19 protein-coding genes and 1 pseudogene are annotated in these 23,430 nt (G+C 63.3%); 8 read left to right on the forward strand and 12 right to left on the reverse strand.

From position 1 onward, the window contains the following. Positions 1-318: 318 nt before the first annotated feature. A complete protein-coding gene (locus QQS38_RS04290) occupies positions 319-2,511 on the forward strand; it encodes a M1 family metallopeptidase (RefSeq protein ID WP_479644139.1) in 2,193 nt (730 codons plus the stop codon). On the opposite strand, the gene QQS38_RS04295 is transcribed toward QQS38_RS04290, so the two are convergent. The 6 genes from QQS38_RS04295 to QQS38_RS04320 are packed head-to-tail and all read right to left on the reverse strand — an operon-like array spanning position 2,486 to position 9,612. Then, a complete protein-coding gene (locus QQS38_RS04295) occupies positions 2,486-2,971 on the reverse strand; it encodes a dihydroneopterin aldolase (RefSeq protein WP_479644140.1) in 486 nt (161 codons plus the stop codon). The two genes, QQS38_RS04290 and QQS38_RS04295, sit on opposite strands and share 26 nt — an antisense overlap. Then, on the reverse strand, positions 2,968-3,594 hold the full coding sequence (locus tag QQS38_RS04300) for a sarcosine oxidase subunit gamma (protein WP_479644141.1): 627 nt from the start codon (positions 3,592-3,594) through the stop codon (positions 2,968-2,970). The genes QQS38_RS04295 and QQS38_RS04300 overlap by 4 nt, the downstream gene beginning before the upstream one ends. Then, the gene (locus QQS38_RS04305; protein WP_479644142.1) at positions 3,584-6,610 is read right to left on the reverse strand and encodes a sarcosine oxidase subunit alpha family protein; all 3,027 of its coding nucleotides are present in this window, start codon (positions 6,608-6,610) and stop codon (positions 3,584-3,586) included. The genes QQS38_RS04300 and QQS38_RS04305 overlap by 11 nt, the downstream gene beginning before the upstream one ends. Position 6,611: 1 nt before the next feature. Next, positions 6,612-6,935 carry a sarcosine oxidase subunit delta gene (locus tag QQS38_RS04310; protein ID WP_479644143.1) on the reverse strand — a complete coding sequence of 108 codons (324 nt, stop codon included), beginning with the start codon at positions 6,933-6,935 and terminating at the stop codon, positions 6,612-6,614. 24 nt (positions 6,936-6,959) lie between these two features. After that, entirely contained in the window at positions 6,960-8,204 is a 1,245-nt protein-coding gene (locus tag QQS38_RS04315; RefSeq protein WP_479644144.1) for a sarcosine oxidase subunit beta family protein, read from the reverse strand. A gap of 22 nt (positions 8,205-8,226) precedes the next feature. Then, entirely contained in the window at positions 8,227-9,612 is a 1,386-nt protein-coding gene (locus QQS38_RS04320) for an L-serine ammonia-lyase (RefSeq protein WP_479644145.1), read from the reverse strand. Between the two features lie 289 nt (positions 9,613-9,901). Between QQS38_RS04320 and QQS38_RS04325 the strand changes: the two genes are divergently transcribed. Next, positions 9,902-10,972, forward strand: coding sequence for a GlxA family transcriptional regulator (locus QQS38_RS04325; RefSeq protein ID WP_479644146.1), 1,071 nt, complete (start codon positions 9,902-9,904; stop codon positions 10,970-10,972). A gap of 158 nt (positions 10,973-11,130) precedes the next feature. Here the strand turns inward: QQS38_RS04325 and QQS38_RS04330 are convergent, their stop codons facing one another. The 4 genes and pseudogenes from QQS38_RS04330 to QQS38_RS04345 form a co-directional block, all read right to left on the reverse strand. Next, positions 11,131-12,066: a choline ABC transporter substrate-binding protein gene (locus QQS38_RS04330; RefSeq protein WP_479644526.1), complete on the reverse strand. Its 936-nt coding sequence runs from the start codon at positions 12,064-12,066 to the stop codon at positions 11,131-11,133. A 110-nt stretch (positions 12,067-12,176) separates the two neighbouring features. Further along, a complete protein-coding gene (locus QQS38_RS04335) occupies positions 12,177-13,163 on the reverse strand; it encodes a GlxA family transcriptional regulator (RefSeq protein ID WP_479644147.1) in 987 nt (328 codons plus the stop codon). A 16-nt stretch (positions 13,164-13,179) separates the two neighbouring features. Beyond that, complete coding sequence (gene choW, locus QQS38_RS04340) at positions 13,180-14,088, reverse strand: choline ABC transporter permease subunit (RefSeq protein WP_479644148.1); 909 nt, start codon at positions 14,086-14,088, stop codon at positions 13,180-13,182. Continuing rightward, positions 14,081-15,418 (reverse strand): annotated as a pseudogene (locus tag QQS38_RS04345) (quaternary amine ABC transporter ATP-binding protein); the annotation flags it as partial. The gene choW and the pseudogene QQS38_RS04345, both read right to left, overlap by 8 nt. A gap of 178 nt (positions 15,419-15,596) precedes the next feature. Between QQS38_RS04345 and QQS38_RS04350 the strand changes: the two are divergent. The 6 genes from QQS38_RS04350 to QQS38_RS04375 all read left to right on the forward strand — a co-directional run bounded on the left by QQS38_RS04350 (position 15,597) and on the right by QQS38_RS04375 (position 20,503). After that, entirely contained in the window at positions 15,597-16,520 is a 924-nt protein-coding gene (locus QQS38_RS04350; protein WP_479644149.1) for a TorF family putative porin, read from the forward strand. A gap of 113 nt (positions 16,521-16,633) precedes the next feature. Continuing rightward, entirely contained in the window at positions 16,634-17,398 is a 765-nt protein-coding gene (locus QQS38_RS04355) for a CDP-diacylglycerol diphosphatase (protein ID WP_479644150.1), read from the forward strand. Between the two features lie 240 nt (positions 17,399-17,638). Beyond that, a complete protein-coding gene (locus tag QQS38_RS04360; RefSeq protein WP_479644151.1) occupies positions 17,639-18,172 on the forward strand; it encodes a hypothetical protein in 534 nt (177 codons plus the stop codon). Then, on the forward strand, positions 18,169-18,672 hold the full coding sequence (locus tag QQS38_RS04365) for a hypothetical protein (RefSeq protein ID WP_479644152.1): 504 nt from the start codon (positions 18,169-18,171) through the stop codon (positions 18,670-18,672). Before QQS38_RS04360 ends, QQS38_RS04365 begins: the two co-directional genes overlap by 4 nt. A gap of 220 nt (positions 18,673-18,892) precedes the next feature. Further along, on the forward strand, positions 18,893-19,153 hold the full coding sequence (locus tag QQS38_RS04370; RefSeq protein ID WP_479644153.1) for an XRE family transcriptional regulator: 261 nt from the start codon (positions 18,893-18,895) through the stop codon (positions 19,151-19,153). 3 nt (positions 19,154-19,156) lie between these two features. After that, a complete protein-coding gene (locus tag QQS38_RS04375; protein ID WP_479644154.1) occupies positions 19,157-20,503 on the forward strand; it encodes a type II toxin-antitoxin system HipA family toxin in 1,347 nt (448 codons plus the stop codon). Positions 20,504-20,594: 91 nt separating this feature from the next. Here the strand turns inward: QQS38_RS04375 and QQS38_RS04380 are convergent, their stop codons facing one another. Together QQS38_RS04380 and QQS38_RS04385 are read right to left on the reverse strand one after the other, a co-directional pair. Further along, positions 20,595-22,601, reverse strand: coding sequence for an acetyl/propionyl/methylcrotonyl-CoA carboxylase subunit alpha (locus tag QQS38_RS04380; RefSeq protein ID WP_479644155.1), 2,007 nt, complete (start codon positions 22,599-22,601; stop codon positions 20,595-20,597). Positions 22,602-22,637: 36 nt separating this feature from the next. Next, entirely contained in the window at positions 22,638-23,426 is a 789-nt protein-coding gene (locus QQS38_RS04385; RefSeq protein ID WP_479644156.1) for an enoyl-CoA hydratase/isomerase family protein, read from the reverse strand. Positions 23,427-23,430: the final 4 nt, after the last annotated feature.

Below are 23,430 nucleotides of genomic sequence, written 5' to 3' on the forward strand. Positions count from 1 at the left end.
TCTCTCTGCATCGCCGCCCCGCCGCTCGGGCACAGTTCGGATGGCATGCGCATCATCGCCTGACGCCACGGCTCGGCGCCCCCCCGAAAGACAGTCCTGTTCTATTTTGTTTTGTTCGCGCCTTATATCGCTTTTAATTAGCAGTCCTATCTAACTATGCAACCTTAGGTTCAAGCGTAAAACGAGCCTGGGCTATGCACGCCCGAGAATATCGAACGACTCGATCGCTCGCGGGCACTGCTTTGCCTTCTCGAGATAGCGGGGAAAAGAAATTTCATATCGCAGCTGAATGAACACTTTCCAGTCGAGGGTTGAAAAATGCGCTTTTCCTTTCCACTGAATACACTCAACACCAAATTGCATTGCATCTCGCTGGCCGCGGCCCTGGCGTTGGCCGGGTGCGGCGGGGGAGACGGCTCGTCCGCGGCGGGCACGCGCGCAGGCGCCGCCACGACGCCTTCCACGTCGCCCGCGGCCGTCACCTCCCCTGCAACGCCAGTTGCGGCGACGCCCGGGATCGACAAGACCGTCGCGCCGGTGGAGATGCCGGACACCGTCACCCCCGTCAACTACCGGCTGTGGTTCCGGCCCAATCCAGCGCTGAACGCGTTCGACGGGCGCGCCGACGTCGAGATCAAGGTGCTCAAGAGCGTCAATGCCATCGTCGTGGCCGCACACCGGCTCACGTTCACGAACGGCACGCTGATGTTGCAACCAGGGAACATTGCGCTGATCGCGACGCCGCAAGACGACGGCGACTACTATCAGTTGCGCCCCGCGAGCGGGCAGATCGCACCGGGCACCTACTCGCTGCACATGGAGTGGAAGGGCATCATCAACTTCAAGACTTACGACGATCCCGCCACGAAGACGGGCGGCAGCTGCGGCAACGATCCGTATCCGGGTTGCTCGGCCGCCGAAGGCGTGTTCCGTATCGACTTGAAAGCGACAGACGGCAAAACCAGCGGCGCGATCCTCACGCAAGGCGAATCCGATCTTGCGCGGCAATGGTTTCCGGGCTGGGACGAACCTGCGTTCCGCCCGACCTACGAGGTCAGCGCGGACGTGCCGCAAAATTGGCGCGTCGTCTCGAACGCCGCCGAGAAGGATGAAGTGGACGTCGACCAGGGTTACAAGCGCGTCACGTTCGAAAAAACGCCGCCCATGCCCTCGTATCTATTGTTCTTCGGCGGCGGCCAATTCGACATCTTGGAGGACGATTTCTCGACCCCTCTGTCGGACGGCAAGGGCCTGCATTTGCGCATCTTCACGCCGCCGGGCATGAAGGACTGGGCCAAACCCGCCATGCAGGAGACGAAGCAGGCACTCGATTTCTACTACCGCTACACGGGCGTGCCGTTGCCGCTCAAGAAGTTCGACACGATTGCCGCCAACGACGCCTTCAAGGCCGAAAAAGACCTGAACTTCGGCGGCATGGAGAACTGGGGCGCCATTCTCGAATTCGCCGACGACATTTTGCCCCCGCCGGGCACGACGATGTCGAACTATGGCGTCACCGTGCTGACGCACGAGGCGGCCCACCAATGGTTCGGCGATCTCGTGACGCTGGACTGGTGGGACGACGTCTGGCTCAACGAATCGTTCGCGACGTTCTTCGAGAACAAGACCAAGGTTGCCTTCTTCCCGGATCGATTCAGTTGGGAGGGCGAAGTCAAGAACAAGTACCGCATCATCGCGGCCGATCTGGCCTCGACTTCCTACCCGATTCAGCCGAACTTCAACGCATGGGCGTCGAACGACTTCGTCATCAACGCCGCGCCGTTCGTCTATGACAAGGGGGGCCAGGTGCTCAAGATGTTCGAGGGCTATCTCGGCGAAGACGTGATGCGCAAAGGGCTGCAGCAATACTTGACCGACTATGCCTTCGGCAACAGCACGCCCAAGCGGCTCTGGGACGAGCTAGCTCGTGCCAGCGGCGAGCCGATGAACGCCATCGGCGATAGTTTCGTGCGTCAAACCGGGGTGCCGCTCGTTTCACTGGAAACCCAATGCGATATGACGAGCGACCAGACCGTCGTCTCGCTCAAGCAGCAGCCGTTCCCGAACAAGAACCTGTATCCGGGCTCGCAGTGGACGATTCCGCTGACGCTCGCGTACGGCGACAACCTGGCAAACAGCAAGACGATCGCGATGAAGGACACGAGCATGCAGGTGCGCTTGCCCGGTTGCGGCGCAGTGCTGGCGGATCCGAGCGGGCAGGACTACTACGTCGTCAATTACGGCGATAACGCTTGGGGGCAGTTGCTGGCGCAACGCAACGCGCTGCAAGATCCGCCGCGCCTCACGAACCTGAAGCTCGAAGCGCATTTGCTGGTGGGCGCGGGGCTGGCCGATCCGTCGCGCGAGCAGAGCATCGGTTCGATCTCGGTCGCGCCGGGCGTCGCGGCGCGGATGCAACGTCTAGAGAGCACGCCGGTGGAGACGGTGGTTCGCCGCGTGCCGTTCTATCAAGGGCAATTGAAGGCTACGCGCAAGCCGAAGTCGAATTGATCCTAGCGGTGCGGCAGCGGGCGTCGTAATCCGCCCGCGTCCAATCCAGCTCGATGCCGATACGCTGCGTGCCCGGCCGAATCTTCGGCTTATACAGCACCAGCGTAACGGTATCGAGCGCGCCCCATTGCTCGAACGACAGCGCCGCCAACTCCACCGCCAGCGTTTCGAGCAATCTCGTATGCGGCTTCGTTTCCAAAAACCGCGTCAAGCACTCGCAATACTGTTCGTAATCGATCCATTCGTGCGCATCCGTTTCGGCCGGCGGGCATCGATACCCCAGCCGGGCATCGATCACGACCGGCTGAGGCGCCTCATGCTCACAGGCATGAATGCCGACGCGCGTGTGCGCCTCGAGCCCATCGACGAACACGGACCATCCGCGCCCGGCGCGCCCCGCTTGCGGGGCGGCAGCGCGCCACAGCGCCTCGTCGACGGCGAAAGGCTCGCTCGGCTTCACGATACGATCGGCGCGGCCGCGTCGAGCATGATGCGGCAGAAGTAATCGGCGAAGCTGCGACGCACGACCAGCTCGTACGCATCGTAGGCAGTCGGAATCAGGATGATCGACGCCTTGAAGTAATGGCTCTGCGCGCATTGCCCCGGCTGCAGCGCCTGCGGGTGCAGATCGAGCGGACAACCGCGGGCGATCACCTCCCGCACGCGATCGCCGCTTGCCTCCAGCACGGTATAACCGCTGCCGACGTCCACGGCCGAAGCGAACAGCGTCCCCATTGTCGTGCGCAATTTGCCTTCGAGTTCGGGCCTACGCGCTTCGTTCGACCGCACGAGCCATTCGTCCGGCCCGAGCCAAAGCGCGTCGTACTCCGCCCCTCGGGCGACCGTGTTCGGCTTGGCCGGCAAGCGAACCCCGATGGCGCGCTCCACGGCGGCGGCGAACTCGCGATCGCGCGCATCGCCGCGCACGTTTGCCAGATCCAGGAAGGGCCTCTCGCGCAGGCGAAACGCCTTCGACTGCAGCGCCTGATTGGCATCGAGGAGCGCCTGTGCGCCGACGAGGGGCGATTCGAGCGGCGAACGCACGCCCGCTACCGCCGCATTGCTTCGGTTTTCATTCCACATGTTGACGCACTCCTTCGACGTCATAGAAGACGGGGCTCGCGATCGTCGCCGCCATCGATTTGCCGTTCAGATCGACCGAGACCTTCTGCCCCATCTTGCCCAGCCCGCCCTTGACCACGGCCATCGCGATCGAGCGCTTCAGAATCGGGCTGTAGTAGCTCGACGTGACGTGCCCGAGCATCGGCGCCGGCTCGACGGCGATTTGGTTCGCAGCCGGTCCGCTAACGCCCTGCGGCAAGATTTGGCTGCCTTCCGGCAGGACGTAAGCGGGATCATCGGTGAGGAGCCCCACCAATTGTTTTCGCCCCTCCTTCGCCGTGTCGGAGCGCGTCAGCGAGCGCTTGCCGAGGCAATCCTTCGTCTTGGCCACGAGACCGCCCATGCCCAAGTCGAATGGTGTCATCGAGCCGTCGGTATCTTGCCCGACGATGATGTAGCCCTTCTCGGCGCGCAGAACGTGCATCGTCTCCGTGCCGTAAGGCGTGATGTCGAACTCTTGGCCCGCCGCCATCAACGCTTCCCAGACCGCACGCCCCGCGTTGGCCGGGACATTGACCTCGTAGGCGAGTTCGCCGGAGAAGCTGATGCGCATGATGCGCGCGGGAACATCGGCAACCTTGCCCTCCCTGAACGTCATGAACGGGAACGCTTCGTTCGAGAAATCGACGTCGCGACACACCTTGCGCAGCACCTTGCGGCTGTTCGGGCCGACCACCGCAAACGTGGCGAAGTGGTCGGTCACCGACGTCATGCGCACCTTCATGTCGGGCCATTCGGTTTGCACCCAACGCTCGAGCCAGGTCAGCACGCGTGCGGCGCCACCGGACGTCGTCGACATCAGATAGTGTTGCTCGCCAAGACGCACCGTCACGCCATCGTCGAACACCATGCCGTTCTCATCGAGCATCAAGCCATAGCGGCACTTGCCCACTTCGAGTTTCGACCAGGGGTTCGTGTAGACCCAATTCAATAGCTTGGCCGCGTCGGGACCCTGCACGTCGATCTTGCCGAGCGTCGACGCATCCATGATGCCGACACTCGTTCGCACCGCGAGGCATTCGCGCGCAACCGCGACATGCAGATCCTCGCCGTCTTTCGGGAAGTACCAGGGGCGCTTCCAGTTGCCCACGTCCTCGAACAATGCGCCGTGCTCGACATGCCATTCGTGAATGCAGGTCTTGCGGATCGGATCGATGAAATCGCCGATCTCGCGGCCCGCGATGGCGCCGAACGTCACCGGCGTGTAATTCGGGCGGAACGTCGTCGTGCCCGTTTCGGGAATCGTCTTGCCCAGCGCCTGGGCGAGGATCGCCATGCCGTTGATATTGCCGAGCTTGCCCTGATCCGTGCCGAAACCCATCGCCGTATAGCGCTTGACGTGCTCGACCGATTCGAAGCCTTCGCGTGCAGCAAGCAGGATGTCGGCCGCCGACACGTCGTTCTGAAAATCGACGAACTGCTTCGGGCCGCGCGATGCACGCTCATGGCTGCCGACGAGCCACAGCGGAAGCATCTTCGACTCCTTGATATCGGCCACCTGGGGCGACGCCGGGCGCGAGGCGTCCTTGAAGCCGAGCGCACGCGCAGCCTCGACACCCGCGTCGATTGCCAGCCGCACGCCGCGCGCGAGACCGAACTCGCCCGCTGCGGCGCCGACACTGACCTCGGGCTGCATCCCCTTGCCGGGCACGAAGCAGGCTTTCTCGTCGTGCCAGTGCGCCTTGCCGCCCGACTGCGCGAACAGATGCAGCACCGGGCTCCACCCGCCCGACATCGCCACGAGGTCGCACGACAAATTCGCGACGGTCTCGCCCACCTTGCCGCCCGCGAACGACGCGACTTCCACCGACGTCACGTGGCGCTTGCCGGCCGCTTGATTGACCACCGCGCCGGTCATCACGATCACGCCGTGGCGGCGCGCCGCAGCTGGCAGCGAGCCGTCGGTTTGCGCGCGCGGGTCCACGACCGTGACCTTCGCGCCGCTCGATTTCAAATCGAGCGCGCATTGATAGCCGTCGTCGTTATTCGTGAAGACGACCGCTTCGCGCCCAGGCAGCACGCCGTAGCGATGGATATACGTGGACACGGCCGAGGCCAGCATGATGCCGGGCAGGTCGTTGTTGCCGAACACGAGCGGCCGCTCGTGCGCGCCCGTCGCCAAAATCACGCGTTTGGCGCGAATCTTCCAGATCAGCTCACGCGTGCCCTTGCGCATCGACACGGGCAAGTGATCGGTCAGCCGCTGCACGACGGTCACGAGATTGTGGTCTTGATAGCCGAACGCGGTGCTGCGCGAGAGCACCTTGACGTCGGGCATCTGCACGAGCGCCTGCTCGATCTTCTCGACCCACTGCACTGCGCTTTTGCCGTCGATCTGCGCGCGGCAGGAAAGGAGCGAGCCGCCCAACTCGCGCTGATCGTCCACGAGGATCACGCGCGCGCCGGAGCTGCCTACCGCATGGGCCGCCGCGAGTCCTGCGGGACCGCCGCCGACGACGAGTACGTCGCAATGGGCGAAGCACTTGTCGTAGCGGTCGGCGTCGGGCCTATCGGGCGCCTTGCCCAGCCCGGCGGCTTCGCGAATCTTCTCCTCGTACTTGGGCCACCACTTGCGCGGCCACATGAACGTCTTGTAGTAAAAGCCTGCCGGAATGAAACGCGCGATCTTCTGATTGACGGCGAGCTTGTCGTTCTCCAAAGAAGGCTCCGCATTGACGCTGCGCGCAACGAGCCCTTGATACAACTCGACTTCGGTCGCGCGCGCGTTCGGCACGGTGTAAGCGCCGTTTTCGAGTTGAACGATCGCATTCGGTTCTTCGACACCGGCCGTCACGATGCCGCGCGGCCGGTGATATTTCCAGCTTCGCGCAACGAAATGCACGCCGTTGGCAAGCAACGCCGAGGCGAGCGTATCGCCTTGATAGCCCTGATAGGTGCGCCCGTTGAACGTAAACGTCAGCGGGATCGCCCGGTTGACCCGGCCGCCGGAAGCCAAGCGGTCTTTTTGATTGCTCATGTTATTTGCCCCCTTGCGTGCTGGTGCGCGCAGTCTGATTCGGCTCGCTCGCACCCGGCGCCGCCGCGCCGCCGAACGTTTCATAGCCTTGGAACGCATAGCTCACGGTATCGCGCGTAGCCATGAACCAGCGCCGGCAGCCTTGCGCATGCAACCACTGCTCGCGATGCACGCCGCGTGGGTTCTTCCGCATGAAGAGGTAATCGCCCCACTCGCGATCGCTCAGTTTCTCCGGCTCCAACGGGCGTGCAATATCGGCCTCTCCGCCGCAAGAAAACTCGCTTTCGGCGCGCGGCCCGCACCAAGGGCATTCGATCAGCAACATGTGATTCTCCTTCGTAGCGGTGCGTCAATGCGCGACGGCGGCAGCGCCGTGCTCGTCGATGAGGTGGCCCGTATAGAAACGATCGAGCGAAAACGGCGCGTTCAGCGGATGGGGCGCGTCGTTCGCGATCGTATGCGCGAACACCCACCCCGATCCGGGCGTCGCCTTGAAGCCGCCCGTTCCCCACCCGCAGTTGAAATACAGCCCCTTGACATCGGTCTTGCTGATGATCGGGCAGGCGTCGGGCGAGACGTCGACGATGCCGCCCCACTGCCGGTTCATGCGCACACGCGAGAACACGGGGAACATTTCGACGATGGCCTGCAACGTGCCTTCGATGACATGAAAACTCCCGCGCTGCCCGAAGCCGGTGTATTGATCGATGCCCGCGCCGATCACGAGATCGCCCTTATCGGATTGGCTGATATACGCATGCACGGCGTTGGACATCACGACGGTGTTGACCACGGGCTTGATCGGCTCGGACACGAGCGCCTGCAGCGGGTGGCTCTCGAGCGGCAGTCGCACGCCGGCCATGTCGGCGAGCGTGGTGGTATTGCCTGCGGCAACCACCGCCACTTTCTTCGCCTTGATGAAGCCCTTCACCGTATCGACGCCCACCACGGCGCCGCCTTCGCGGCGAATCCCGGTCACCTGGCAGTTTTGGATGATGTCGACGCCATGCGCGTCCGCGCCGCGCGCGAAACCCCACGCCACCGCATCGTGCCGCGCCACGCCGCCGCGGCGTTGGAACGACGCGCCGAGCACCGGATAGCGGGCGTTCAGGTTGATCGTCGGCTCGATTTCCTTGATCTGCTCGGGCGTCAAGAATTCGGCATCGACGCCGTTCAGGCGGTTCGCATTCACGCGCCGCTGCGTATCGCGCACGTCCTGCAGCGTATGGGCCAAATTCATCACGCCGCGCTGGCTGAACATGACGTTGTAGTTGACGTCTTGCGAGAGCCCTTCCCAAAGCTTCATCGCCTTCTCATAGAGCGCGGCCGATTCGTCCCACAGATAGTTCGAGCGAATGATGGTCGTATTGCGCGCCGTGTTGCCGCCGCCGATCCAACCTTTTTCCAGCACGGCGATATTGCGCACGCCGTGCTCCTTGGCAAGGTAGTAGGCCGTGGCGAGGCCATGGCCGCCTCCGCCGACGATCACGACGTCGTACTCGCGCTTGGGTTCGGGGCTGCGCCACTGGCGCTCCCAGTTCTCGTGGTACGACAACCCGTTGCGCACCAAACTGAATATTGAAAAGCGGCTCATAGCGGTGGTCCCGATGGGTCGATTAGCATTCGATGACGTTCACGGCCAACCCGCCGCGGGACGTCTCCTTGTATTTGGTCTTCATGTCGGCGCCCGTCTCTCGCATCGTCTTGATGACCGAATCGAGCGAAACATAATGCTGGCCGTCGCCTTTGAGCGCCATGCGCGAGGCGTTGAGCGCCTTGATCGCCCCCATCGCATTGCGCTCGATGCAGGGAATCTGCACGAGGCCGCCGACCGGGTCGCAGGTCATGCCGAGGTTGTGCTCCATGCCGATCTCGGCCGCATTTTCGACTTGCCGGGGCGTGCCGCCCATGACCGCCGCCAGCGCCGCGGCGGCCATCGAACAGGCGACGCCCACTTCGCCCTGGCAGCCCACCTCGGCGCCGGAGATCGACGCGGTCTCTTTGTAGATGATGCCGATCGCGGCCGCCGTCAGCAGGAAGTCGACGATTCCATTCTCGTTCGCGCCGGGGACGAATTTGACGTAGTAGTGCAGCACCGCCGGAATGACGCCGGCCGCGCCGTTCGTCGGCGCGGTGACGACACGGCCGCCCGCGGCGTTCTCCTCGTTCACGGCCATGGCATACAGATTGACCCAGTCGAGCATCGACAGCGGATCGCGCAGCGACTCCTCCGAACGCGCACGCAGATGCTTGGCGAGTTCCGCGGCGCGGCGCTTCACGCGCATCGGGCCGGGTAACTCCCCCTCGGTGCGGCAGCCGCGCTCCACGCAAGCGGCCATGGTGCGCCAAATGGCGAGCAAGCCTTCGCGCACCTCGGCGCTCGAGCGCGAGGCGCATTCGTTTTCGAAAGCGACCTGGGCGATCGACAATCCGCTCTCGGAACACGCGCGCATCAAGTCGGCGCCCGTGCGAAACGGATGCGGCACTTGTGCGCCGGCGCGCACCCCATTGACGCGATCGCCTTCGCGATTGACGACGAACCCGCCACCGACGGAGTAATACTCTTTTTCAACCAGCAGTTGGCCGTGCTCGTCGAAGGCTTGAAACCGCATCCCGTTGGGGTGGACGATGGTCGTGCCGCTCATCAGCTTGCGATAGAACGAGAGATCTTCCTTTTCGTCGAAACGGATTTCCGAGCGGCCCAGCAGCCGCATTTTCTTGCTCGAGCGAATCGCAGCGAGCCGCGGCTCGATCAGATCGGGATCGATCGCATCGGGCAAATTGCCCTCGAGGCCGAGCAAGACCGCCTTGTCGGTGCCGTGTCCCTTGCCGGTGGCGCCGAGCGAGCCATAGAGCTCGACTTTGATGCGGCGCACATAAGCGAGCAGATTGGCGTCCTCTACGTGCGCGACGAAGCCGCACGCCGCGATCATAGGCCCGACGGTATGCGAACTGGACGGGCCGATGCCGATCTTGAACAGATCGAAGACGCTTACGTTCATGAGGCTGCCTCGCGTTGAAATCGGTCGAGCGTTTGGTCGATCGATCGTTGAGAGAGACGATTTACGCGGATGGATGCCGCTACGCATGGACTCAAGTACACCAAAGCGTAGAATTCCCAGATAGAACAAAAACGGCATCGCCTTGGGATGCCGCCGCCAAACGCCGGGCCGTTAGGCCATTGGAGGCGTTTGCACTATGATTGGCGGCGGAAAAACACAAGCGCCTCAGGTGCGCTGCGGCGACGCTGTATGCATATGCCACCCGTTGCGCCCTTTATTTTTCATTAGCATGAACGCCGCCGATCCGTCACCGCTCGTTTCTCCCGTCTCGCGAGAGCGCATCCGCTTCGGCATCGTGTTGCTGCCCAATTTCACGCTGACGGCGTTTTCCGGCTTCGTCGACATGCTGCGGCTCTCCGCCGACGATAGCGACTTCAGCAAGCCGGTACGGTGCGCTTGGAGCGTCGTGGGCAAGGCGCTCGCGCCCGTGCGCGCGAGTTGCGGCATTCAAATCACGCCATGGGAGACGTTCGACGAGGCAGAGCCTTTCGACTACGTGGTCGTGGTGGGCGGGTTGCTGCATTCCGGGCCGCAGGCGGACGACGAAACACTGGCCTTCATTCGACGGGCCGCAAGCGCCGGCGCCACGATAGTCGGGATTTGCACGGGCGTCTTCACGCTGATGCGAGCGGGCGTGCTCGAGGGCCACCGCGTGTGCGTGAGCTGGTTTCACTACTGGGATTTCATCGAGCGTTTTCCATCGGCCAACGCCGAGATGCTCGTGGCCGATCGCCTCTTCGTGATCGATCGGCGCCGCATCACGTGCTCCGGCGGGCGGGCGTCGATCGACGTCGCGGCGGCCATCTTGCTGCGGCACCTCGAGCATTCGACGGTGCAGAAGGCGCTGCGCATCCTGCTCGTAGGCGAAATGCAGAAAGGCAACGCGCCCCAACCGCATCCGCCGGGGCTCGAACCGGCGACGCATCCGAAAATCAAGCGCGCGATCCTATTGATGGAGCAGCATGTCGGGCGCGCACTGCCGCTCGAAGAGCTGGCCTGCAAACTCGATCTTTCCCCGCGTCAACTCGAGCGGCTTTTCAAGGCGCACACGGGAAAGACGCCGCAGACGTTCGCCAAGCACGTTCGGCTGCGCACGGCCGCCTGGTTGTTGACGAGTTCCGATAGAAGCGTCGCGGATATCGCATCGAGTTGCGGCTTCTCCGACGCGTCGCATCTGGGCCGCGAGTTTCGCAAGCAGTACGGCATGCCCCCCGTCGCGTTCCGCGAGCAACGGGCGGGCAGCGAGCCCGAGGATAAGGAATACGAAGAATATTCTTCGGCGTCGGGAGCGCTATCGTAGCTATCGTAGCGGCCGGGAGCCGCCCGAGCCGGCCTCGCTGTCTGCGCGTTGCGAGCGTTTAACGCGTTTCAAGCCTTTAGCGACTTCTGCGTCATTCGGCGCCGGCACCCGTGCAACGCACTGCCGAGGCAAGTACGTTGCACGAGCGCTGCCCGCACTCAATGCGCCGCGATATACGACTTGACGGCTGTCAATCCATCCTTGCCGTCGAGCGTCGTCACACCCGTCAGCCATTTGTCGAGCACTTGCGGGTTCTTCTTCAACCACTGCGCAGCGGCCTTGTTCGGGTCTTGCTTGTCCATGATCGGCATCATGACGTGATTCTCGATGTCGGTCGTGAAATGCAGATTCGACACGAGTTTCGCGGCGTTCGGGCAGCGCGCGGAATAGTCCGGCGGCGTTGCCGTGAAGACTTTCGCCTCGCCGTAGTTCGGGCCGAAGACATCGTCGCCGCCGCTCAAGTAGTCGATCTTCATCTGCACGTTCATCGGATGCGGCTCCCAGCCGAGGAATACGATCCACTGCTTTTCGCGCGTCGCTTTATTGACCTGAACGAGCATGCCCGCCTCGCTCGATTCCACGAGCTTGAACTTGCCTAGGCCGAATTGATTGGCGTCGATCATCTTCTTGATGAGCGCATTGCCGTCGTTGCCGGGTTCGATACCGTAAATGCGGCCGCCGAGCTTATCGGCATACTTTTGAATATCGGCGAATGTCTTCAAACCGCCGTTATAGACATAATCGGGCACGGCGAGCGTGTATTTGGCTCCGGTCAGATTCGGCGTGGAAAGCACTTCGATTTGCTTCGCTTTGACGAACGGTTCGATCATCGGGTCCATGGTTGGCGACCAATAGCCGAGAAAGACGTCGATTTGTTTGCTCTTGATGCCGGCGAACGTGATCGGCACCGAGGCGATCGTCTTCGTCGGGTTATAGCCGAGCCCTTCGAATACCGTCGATGCGAGTCCCGTCGTCGCGGCGATGTCCGTCCATCCCACGTCGGCGAATCGCACGTTGCGACATGCGGCCGGATCGGCTGCAAAGGCGCTCGTCGTCATCAGGACCGCGGCTGCAGCAGCCAAACCGCCTTTCATCAAGCGATGGTTCATATACTCTCCTCAGTTTGCACAGTTATGTCGGCGCTTCGCCGTTTTCGAGAACATCGACCAAAATTAAAGGGACGCCTGAACCTTCGCGGCCGCAATCAATGCGCTTGCCGGCGCTCCCGGCTTGGCGCATAGCCGAATTGGGCGCGATATGCCTTGCTGAAATGACAGGGTGATTGAAACCCGCAAACCGAGGTGACGCGCGCGATCGACGTATCGGTCGTTCTGAGCAAATCGCGCGCGCGCCGTAGCCTCAGCGAAAGGTAGTAATGCGTTGGCGATACATCGAGGTACACCTTGAACATGCGCTGAAGGTGACGCTGCGAGAGCCGCACGAGGCGCGCTAATTCCTCGAGTGACAGTGGCTCTTCGATGTTGGCCTCCATCAGGCGTACGACTTCGATCAATTCGGCTCGCGAAAAACCGATGCGCGCATCGACTGGAATCGGCTGATGATCGGACGCGCTGCGAATTCGTTCGAGAATGAACTGGGCCGAAACCTGCGCGGCGAGATTGCGGCCGCACCGCTCGCCCACGAGATGCAGCATCAAATCGAGCGGGGCCGTTCCGCCGGTGCAGGTCAAACGATCTCGATCGATGACGAAGAGTTCATCGGAGAACTTCACGCGCGGAAATTCCGCGTGCAACGCCGACATGTCCTCCCAATGCACGGTGCAGCGATAGTCGTCCAGCAAGCCGGCGCTCATGAGCGCATAAGCGCCCGTGCACAGCGCCCCGAGCGGCACGCCGCGCGCACCGAGATCGGCAAGCAGCGCCTTCACGCGCGTATCGACCGCGCTGCGAATTTGCGTGCCTCCGCAGACGATCAGGACGTCGGGCACGCCGACTTCCTCGAGGGTACGCGTGGGCGTGACCGTCACGCCGTTGCTGGCGCGCACAGGCACGCCATCGGCCGAGATGACCGACCAACGATAGTGCGAGGCGCGGCCCACGTAGTTCGTCATTCTGAGAACTTCGACGGCGCTCGTAAAAGCGATCATCGAAAAGTTCGGCAGCGTCAGAAACCCGAAGTGGACGGGTGCGAACTGAGCCGCTTCAGGCTGCATCACGGTGGCGGGCGTCATGCTGGCCTCGCTCGTCTCAGCTTTGGGCCGCGGGCTGCTGCGCGCCTGCGCGCAGCCGCATCACACTGCGCAACCCTTTGAAACGCGGCGCGGTCGCCATCCCGGGCGTGCGGCCGAAGCTTTCGGTAATGCGGTCGAGAATGATCGCCAGCAACACGACGGACAGGCCGCTTTCGAACCCGAGGCCGATGTCGAGCCGTTGAATACTGGCCAGCACGTCGTTGCCCAGGCCGCCCGCGCCGACCATCGACGCAATGATCACCATCGAGAGCGCCATCATGATCGTCTGATTGACGCCCTGCATGATCGAGGGCAACGCATTCGGAAACTGCACTTTGTACAGCAGTTGCAACGGCGTGCAACCAAACGCCTGCCCCGCTTCGACGATTTCGCGATTGACGTGGCGAATCCCGAGGCTCGTCAGTCGCACCGCGGGCGGCATCGCGAAGATGACCGTCGACAGGATGCCGGGAACGCGGCCGAGGCCAAACAGCATCGCCGCAGGAATCAGATAGACGAACGCCGGCATCGTCTGCATCAGATCGAGAATCGGCCTCACGACGAGGGCAACATGCTTGTCCTTGGCCGTCCAAATGCCCAGCGGAATGCCGAAAACGAGGCTGATCACCGTCGAGGACAAGGTCAGGCCGAGCGTGATGACCGTCTGATCCCAGAACCCCGTCGCGTAAATCAACAGCAAAGACAGCATGGTGAAGAGCGCAAAACGCCAGCCGACCCGCCACAGCCCTATGCCGATGAAGAACGCCATCAGCGCCCACATCGGGATGATTTGCAAGCCGTGTTCGACGAGCGCGGCAAAGGCCTCGATGCCGCGGCCGATCGCATCGAAGGTACGGCTGTCGTGATCGAGCAGGTAGTGGACGGATTGATCGACCCAAGTGCCGAGCGGAATGAGTTCAGACATGGGAGCCTCGCGTGCGGGTGATGGCTTGAAGGACGACGGCCCGATCGACCGAGCCGCAATAGCAGCCGTCGTCGTCGACGACGGGCAAGGCGCGCGCGTTGGCTACGACACGCGAGACGACCTGGTCGAGCGGCGCGTTGCGCGCGATCGACTCGACATGCGTGAGCTCGGGGCTGCTCGCGCCAAGCGCCTCACGCGTGACGAAGCCACGAAACTTGCGCCGGGCATCGAGCACGAATGCGTAATCGGCGCTGCCGTTCAGGGAAGCCGCGATACCGGCGGCATTGAACTGCTTGACGAGCGGCACCGCATCGGTCTGCATCAAATCGCCCGCCGTCAGATAGCGGCTCGTGTCGATACCCTCGAAAAAGGCGCGCACGTAATCGTTCGCGGGGCGGGTGATGATTTCCTGCGGCGTGCCGAGCTGCACCAGGCAACCGCCCTCCATGATCGCGATGCGATTGCCGATGCGCAGCGCCTCTTCCAAATCGTGCGAGACGAACAGAATCGTGCGGCGCTGCTCTTTTTGCAATTGCAACAACACGTTCTGCATTTCCTTGCGCTTGAGCGGATCGAGCGCCGAGAAGGCTTCGTCCATGATCATCAGCGACGGGTTCACGGCAAGGGCTCGAGCCAGGCCGACGCGTTGCTGCATACCGCCCGAGAGCTCGGCTGGCAGCTTGTGGGCGAACGGCGCAAGCCCGACTTGCTCGAGCACCGTCATCGCGCGTGCTTCCCGCGCCTTGCGCGAGAGCCCGGCCACTTCGAGGCCGAACGCCGCGTTCGACAGCACGGTGCGTTGCGGCATGAGCGCGAAGGACTGAAACACCATGCTCATGTCGGTTCGTCGCAACGCGGTGAGCTCGCTGCGCCGCGCCGATGCGATGTCGCGCCCGTCGATCAGCACGTGGCCCGCGGTGGGGTCGACGAGCCGATTGATCAGGCGAATCAGCGTCGACTTGCCTGAGCCGGATAGCCCCATGAGGACGAAGATTTCGCCCTCTGGCACATCGAACGAAACGTTATGCACGCCGACGATCTGACCGGTTCGCGCGAAGATTTCATCCTTCGTGGCGCCGGTGGCCAGCATCTCGAGCGCTTGCTTGGGGTTCGTGCCGAATACCTTGCAGAGCCCCTGCACCCTTACCTTCGGTGAACTCATCTCTTCCGTCTCCTTGCGGCAGGCCGACGCCTGCACAGTCTGCCTACATGGTTGCGAGAAAAATCCCCGGGTGGCCGACGAATTCCGACGCACGCTTGCGAAAATGCGACACGGGCGTCGCCCCGGAACCGCCCTTGCCTCCCGCCGAGCGCCGAAGCATAAGGCCGCGCATCCCAAATGCAAACCGTGCATGCGACCGGCATGTCGCGAAAGCACAAATTTCCGTCCAAAAACGCCTCGGCACGGCGCATATCGGCTGGCAATACTCAGGCAACCGGATCCGCACCCGATAAGCATCCGAGAGAGCTGGCCGGCCATACCGATTACAACGACGACGGAGCGCCTCATGACTCACCCGAAAACGAAGTCACGCTTGAAATCCGCCGCACTGGGCGGCGCGACGCTGTTGGTCGGCTCTTTCTATGCGCACAATACGCTTGCGCAGACAGCAGAGCCAAGCAGCGCGAGTGTGCCGGCCGCAACGGCCACGGCGGCCGATCCGGCGGCAACGGCGGCGAGCGCCCAGCCGGCGGCTCCGGCCGCGCCCGCTGCTTCTCCGTTCACGGCCAACGTCACGCTCGCGTCGCAGTACGTCTCACGCGGTTTTCGGCAGACGTGGGGCAAACCGGCGATTCAAGGCGGGTTCGACTACACGCATTCGAGCGGGCTGTTCGCAGGAACGTGGCTGTCGAGCGTCAGCAGCAAGTTCATCGAAGGCGGCAGCGTCGAGTGGGATTTGTATGGCGGATACGGCGGCGCGCTCGGCGATCTGTCGTACACGGGCACGCTTTACTACTACGTGTACCCGGGCGCGCGCATGTCGGCAAGCAACACGAGCTACAACTATGGGGAGTTCGTCGCGGCATTGACCTACAAATGGTTCACGGCGAAGTATTGGCTGACCTATACGCCGAATTACTTCGGCTATGACAGCCAATCGCTCGGGATCGGCAGCGGTAAGGGCAGCCGAGGCTCCGGCTACCTCGACTTGAATACCAACATCGATCTGACGCACGGCTTCTCCCTGCTCTTGCATTACGGCTGGGAGCGCGTGCAAAACTTCTCGGCGTACAACTGGCAAGACGCGAAGGTTGCCGTATCGAAGACGTTCGACGGCGGCTGGACCTTGACGGGCGCGGTGACCAAGGGCTGGGGCGCAACCAACGTCTACGATCACTACACCACGGGCGCGCCGGATTCCTCGGGCAACATCGCCGTGTCGAACCCGCTGCAAACGACGTTCTTTGCGACGATCACGAAGGTGTTCTGAAGCTAGCCGCGTTCCGTCGCGGCGCACGGACGGCGCTGCGCAGTTCCGCGCCGTCCGCCCGGCTTACATGACACAATGGCCGCGTCTCGTCATCCGCATCTACGCGACAGGCCATGTTCAATTCGATTCGCCGCAGCACGTTGGCGCTAGCCGCTGGCGCCACCCTGATTGCGTCAGGTTGCTCGGTGCTCGCGGCAGCCGATCCCAACGCGCTCTGGCAAATCGTCGATTTCGACTGCGTGCCGGCCGCGCGCACGACGGGCAAGCCCGGCATCTGCGCAACGGTCGACCTGCCGGGCCGCTTCGCCATCTTGCGCGATCGGCAGGGTGTGGCGCAGCATCTCTTGATCCCGACCGATCGAATTTCCGGCATTGAAAGCCCTAGCCTGCTCGCCCCCAACGCGCCGAATTATTGGGCCGATGCGTGGGCTGCGCGAAGTTTCGTCGAAGCCAGGCTGAAGAGCGCACGCCGCGCCCCGCTCGCCGACGACGAAATCGGGCTGGAGATCAATTCGGCGATGCGCCGCTCGCAAGAGCAGTTGCACATCCACATCGACTGCATGCGCGGCGATGCCGTATCGGCGCTCGCTGCGCATCGCAGCGATCCGCCGCGCACGTGGGCTCGCCTCACGATCGACGGCACCCGCTACCGCGTGATGCGCGTGCCGGGTCCCAGCTTCGACTTCAATCCTTTCGACGTCGTGGCCGGCGACAAGACGAATCCGGACACGATGGCCGGCCAGACGATCCTCGTCACCGGCGCCGGCCCTTCGGCCGAGCAGGCGGGTTGGTTGATCGTCAACAGCAGCATCGACACCGAAGGTGGAACGGGCTCGGCTGAAACCCTGCTCGATCATCGTTGCGCCAACGCTTCCTAAATCGGATTTCTGCTAACTCGTCGCGCCCCCGTAGCGATTCGCTCACCCTCGCCAGTTTGCAATTTTTTGCAATTTTCGAATGTCCTTTTTGAATCCATTGCTGCAAAATGCCGCGGCGTCGCGCGCGGCGCGGCGCGGCGCGGCGCCGTATGAAGGGCTGAGGCGCGGGCGAAGCGCAAGGCGTGCTTCATGCTGTCAGATCGTAATAAGCAAAGAGCTATGGATAAAAAGGCAGCGGATATGCAAAAGACAATGCGCCGATTCGCGGCCGCCGCGCTCGTCGCAGCGGCCATGGCCGATTTGAGCGGCTGCAGTTCCGTGTACACGGAAAGCGCCTCGGCAGGCGCCGGTATCGCCGGCGCGGCGCTTGCATCGAAGGTCACCCGCAATGCAGCCGTCGCGACCGGTATCGGCCTGGGTGCAGTCGCCGCCGCCAAAGCGGGCGTGCAATATACGGAGCGGGTCGTGCACCGCGACACGCAGAACACGATTGCCGCAGCGGCCGGGCCGTTGGCCGTAGGCGCGGTCGCACCGTGGACGACTCGGCACAGCATCCCCCTCGACCCCGACGAGCACGGCCGCGTCACGGTTAGCCGCACGATCAGCACGGGTGCGCTGGACTGCAAGGAAATCGTGTTCTCCGTCGATCGAGTCGCGACCAAGAACGACGCAGCTTCGAGCGCGTTTTACGTCGCCTCCGTGTGCCGCGACGGCAATACGTGGAAGTGGGCGTCGGCCGAGCCCGCCACCGAACGATGGGGCGCCTTGCAATGAGCCCCCGCGTGATTTTCGTGGCGCTCGCGTGCGTCGGCGCGGGCGCCCTCGTGAGCGGCTGCGCGTCGATCGGCGCGGCGAGCGGCGCGGTCGCGGGCGTCGCAACGGGCGCGGTCACGGCCAACCCGGCGGTCGGCATCGGGGTGGGCATCGCGGTGCAATCGGCAACCGACGAAGCGGTGAATCGCTACATGCGCGCCATGCATCGAGACCAGCAAGATGCGATTGCCGCCCTAGTCGGGCAGTTGCCCGTGGGCGCCGCGCAACCATGGCGCGTCGAACACACGCTCCCTGTCGAAAACGGTCACGGCGAAGTGCGCGTGACGCGAGAAATCGACAGTGCACTGGCCGCGTGCAAGGAGTTTGCGTTCTCGGTCGTGGACGGCGACAAGCCCGATTCGAAGGTGTACTGGTTCACGGCCAGCGCTTGCAAGCAGGGCGCCGAGTGGAAGTGGGCTTCGGCCGAACCGGCAGTGGAGCGCTGGGGCACCCTGCAGTAGCGGACTTCGCCGGCCCCGGGCACGCGCGCCGAGCGTTTATTCGCGTGAGGAATAAACGCGTTTTATGCCTGTGAAGAATATTCGTGCTGGCGCGCTTATCCAGCACAGCTGGGCAAGCAGCCACGAAGCGAATTGGCGGGCTCGATATTCCTGACACGAATATTTGCAGTTTATGTTTGTGAGGCATATACTGCGTTTATTCCTTATAGGAATATCAACGATGATCAAGGTCAGCACATCGCCACAGCTTGCCCAAGTTTTGCTCTCTGCCCGCAAGGCCAAAGGTCTGACGCAGGCGCAGGCAGCCGTTCATGCCGGCGTCGGGCAGCCGCGGCTATCGTTGCTCGAGACGACTGCCACGGGCACGCTCACCGTGGACCAAATGCTCTCCCTTTTTGCGCTCTATGGGTTGGAGTTGTACATTCAGCCACGCGAGGCGCGGCCCTCGCCAGGCGCGCCTGCCGCTCCGCCGGAGTGGTAACCCATGGGCCGCAAGTCACACGCACGCGCACTATCGGTCTGGGCCAATGGCGAGCACGTCGGCGTATGGGAGATTCCCGCGCACGGCGAAATGCAACTGCGCTACGCCGAGAGTTGGAAACAATCGGCCGTCGGACGGCCCCTTTCGCTTTCTTTGCCCTTTGGCATAAGCAATCTCCCGCTGAAGGGAGCGCGCGTCCAAAACTATTTCGACAACCTGTTGCCCGACAGCGCCGAGATTCGCAAGCGCATCGCAACGCGCTTCAAGACAGAGACGCAAGATGCATTCGATTTGCTCAAGGCGATCGGGCGCGACTGCGTCGGCGCCGTGCAGTTACTCGATGCCGATGAAGCGCCTGCGAACGTCGAGAAGATCGAGGGCAAGCCGCTTTCCCCGGTCGACGTCGAGCGCATCTTACAACGCATGCTCGGCACGGAGCCCGTTTGGCCCGACGATGACGAAGACGAGTTCCGCATTTCACTAGCCGGGGCGCAAGAGAAAACCGCCCTACTGCATCACCACGATCAGTGGTTGCTCCCGCATGGAGCCACGCCGACGACGCACATCCTGAAATTGCCGCTCGGCCTGCTCGGTCGCAAGAAGATCGACTTTCAAACGTCCGTCGAAAACGAATGGCTGTGCCTGGCCCTCCTCGGTGCATATGGCCTTCCGGTACCCAAGGCCGATATCTTGACCTTTGGCGCGCAGAAAGTCTTGTGTGTCGAACGGTTCGATCGCATCGTGGGCAGGAGCGGCGCGTTGCTGCGCTTGCCCCAAGAGGATTTTTGTCAGGCCCTGGGCATTTCCCCGCATCGCAAATACGAAGCGGACGGCGGCCCAGGCATACGCGACATCGCCGCCATTCTGCGGCAGTCGGAACACGCCGAGGAAGACATCTCGAACTTCCTGCGGGCGCAGATCCTTTATTGGATGCTCGCCGCGCCGGACGGCCACGCAAAGAACTTCAGCCTCTGGCTGCTGCCCGGCGGGCGTTTCCGCATGACACCGCTCTACGACGTCATGTCGATTTGGCCCGTGGAAGGAGACGGACCCAATCAGTGGTCGTGGCACAAGGCGTCGCTCGCGATGGCGGTCTGGGGCGCAAGCAAGCACTACCGAATGCGCGACGTCAAACGCAGCCACTTCAACGAGACAGCCCGCCTGTGCCGCTATGGGCGCAATGCTGAAACGCTTATCGCCGATATTCTCGAGCGCACCGAGCCGGCGATCGATTCGGTAGCGAGCGCTCTGCCACCGCATTTTCCAGAGAAGGTAGCGGGCCGGATCTTCAAAGGCTTGCGCCAAGCCGCGCAACGCCTTCACGTCATGAGGGCCGAACGCATCGCCTAACGAGTAGCGACGATTGCCGCGTTATCCAATTTCGTCTTCGCCGTTCGCGGCTTCGATCCCGCAGCGTTGCCAACCGTCCGGTTCGACCGCCCTACTGCGCTTCCATCACGAGCAACTGCGCACCGTCGGCCACTTGATCGCCCACCCCGTAGAGCACCTCGGCAACCTTGCCCGCGGCCGGCGCACCGATCGTATGCTCCATCTTCATCGCCTCCATCACGATGAGCGGCGCGCCTTTCTCCACCACCGCGCCCCGTTCCACGAGCACGGCGATCACTTTGCCCGGCATCGGCGCGGTCAACCGCCCTTCGCCGTGCTCCGCGTCGGCCGCATGAGCGAGCAAGTTCTGCCATTCGAACGCCACCGCCGCACCGAGACAAAAAACATGGAACATATCGCCGTCGACGAACACGCGCCCCGTGATGCGCTGCTCGCCCAGACGCGCCCCGAACGTATGCGGCTCGCCGCCGCGCCACCAGTCGAACGTATCGCGCCCGCCGTCGTGCTCCAACTCGCGCACGTCGCCCTCGCGCGTGTAAGCGATCCTGAAGACGCTGTCGTTTTCAACGTCGCGCCATTCGATCGTTTGACGGTAACTGCCGTTCAAGCACCAATGCGACAGCGCATCCCACGGCGAAGCGCCATGTGCGACGCCGCCCTCGCGCGTGAGCAGCGCCGCGCACGCCAATGCCATCGCCGCCTTGAACGGCCGCTCCACCGGCGCGAACAAAGCATCGTGATGGCGCTCGATGAGGCCCGTATCGAGATCGGCGCTCGCAAACGGCTGGCTTTGCACGATGCGCTGCAAAAACGCCACGTTGGTTTGCGGGCCGACCGCCTCGAAGGCTTGCAACGCACGGCTCAAGCGCGCGAGCGCTTCGTCGCGGTCGGCCCCGTGCACGATCAGCTTGGCGATCATCGGATCGTAAAACGGCGTGATCGTATCGCCTTCGCGCACACCGCTATCGATCCGCACCGGCGCGCGCTCGGGCGCGCCGATCGCAAACTCGACGCTTTGCGGCATGCGCAGATATTTGAGCGCGCCCGTCGACGGCAAGAACCCGCGCGCCGGATTCTCTGCATACACGCGCGCCTCGATCGCATGGCCGTCGATGCGCAACTGTTCTTGCGTAAGCGGCAGCGGCTCGCCGGCGGCCACGCGCAACTGCCATTCGACCAGATCCTGCCCCGTGATCATTTCGGTGACCGGATGCTCCACCTGCAGCCGCGTGTTCATCTCCATGAAATAGAACGCGCTGTCGGTCATGATGAATTCGACCGTGCCCGCGCCGACATAGGAGACCGCCCGCGCCGCTGCCACCGCCGCCTCGCCCATCGCGCGTCGCACGGCGTCGGAGAGGCCGGGCGCAGGCGCCTCCTCGAGAACTTTTTGATGGCGCCGCTGCACGGAGCAATCGCGATCGAACAAGTAAACCGCGCCGCCGTGCCGATCGGCGAACACTTGAACTTCGACGTGACGCGGACGCGTCAAATACTTTTCGATGAGCACGCGATCGTTGCCGAAGCTGCTAGCGGCCTCGCGCTTGCACGATGCCAGCGCGGAAGCGAAGTCTTCCCGCTTCTCGACCACGCGCATGCCCTTGCCGCCGCCCCCGGCGCTCGCCTTGAGCAAAACCGGGTAGCCGATGGCATCGGCTTCACGCTGCAGGAGTTCGGCGTCTTGTTCGTCGCCGTGATAGCCCGGCACGAGCGGCACATCCGCCGCCTGCATCAGCGCTTTGGCCGCCGCCTTCGATCCCATCGCCGCGATGGCCGACACCGGCGGCCCGATGAAAACGAGCCCGGCCGCTTCGCATGCTTGCGCAAATGCTTCGTTCTCCGAAAGAAATCCGTAGCCCGGGTGAACGGCCTGAGCGCCCGTGCGCAATGCCGCATCGATGATGCGCTCGATGCGCAGATAGCTCTCGCTCGCCGCCGCACCGCCGATATGGACCGCTTCGTCGCATGCGGCCACGTGCTTCGCATTGGCGTCGGCATCGGAATAGACGGCGACGCTCGCAATCCCGAGCCGCTTGCACGTCGCAGCCACGCGGCAAGCGATCTCGCCGCGATTCGCAATCAAAATCTTGTTGAACATGGAGTGTCTCGCGGTGAAGTGGCTAGCGGATTGCGCTCAGTGCGCCGCCCAAGCGGGCGCGCGCTTTTCGAGGAACGAGGCGACGCCTTCGCGCCCCTCCTCGCTCGCGCGAATTCGCGCGATGCGGCGGGCCGTGTCGTCGATCAAGGTTTCGTCCAACCCGCGGCCGGCGACGTCCAGCACCAGGCGCTTCGATTCGCGCACCGCCTGAGGACCATTCGCGCACAGCGCGGCAGTGATCTTTCCGATCCGGGTATCGAGCGAATCGGCGGCAACCACTTCATGCACGAGCCCGAGCCTTAGCGCGGTCGCGGCGTCGAACGGCTCGGCCGTCGTGAAGTAGCGGCGCGAGGCGCGCTCGCCCAGCGCACGAACGACGTACGGTGCGATCGTCGCGGCTATGAGGCCAAGCCGCGCTTCCGAGAGGCAAAAGCGCGCCGTGTCCACGGCGACGACGATGTCGCTTGCCGCGACGAGACCGACGCCGCCCGCGAAGGCATCGCCCGATACCCGCGCGACGACCGGTTTCGAAACGCGATAGATGGCCGACAACATATCGGCGAGACGGCGTGCGTCGACACGATTCTCCTCGTCGGAGAACGCGGCCATCTTTTTCATCCAGTTCAGGTCGGCCCCTGCGCAAAACGCCGGACCGTTGGCCGCCAGCACGATCGCGCGCACGTCCTCGCGCGCGTCGAGCTGCCTGAACACATCGGTCAACTCGGCAATCGTCGTCTCGTTGAACGCATTGCGAACGTCGGGGCGATCAAGCGTCACCGTCGCCACATGAGCGGCAAACCGAACTTCCAACATGCTGTACTGCATTGAG

This window comes from Trinickia sp. Z7, assembly GCF_056498045.1.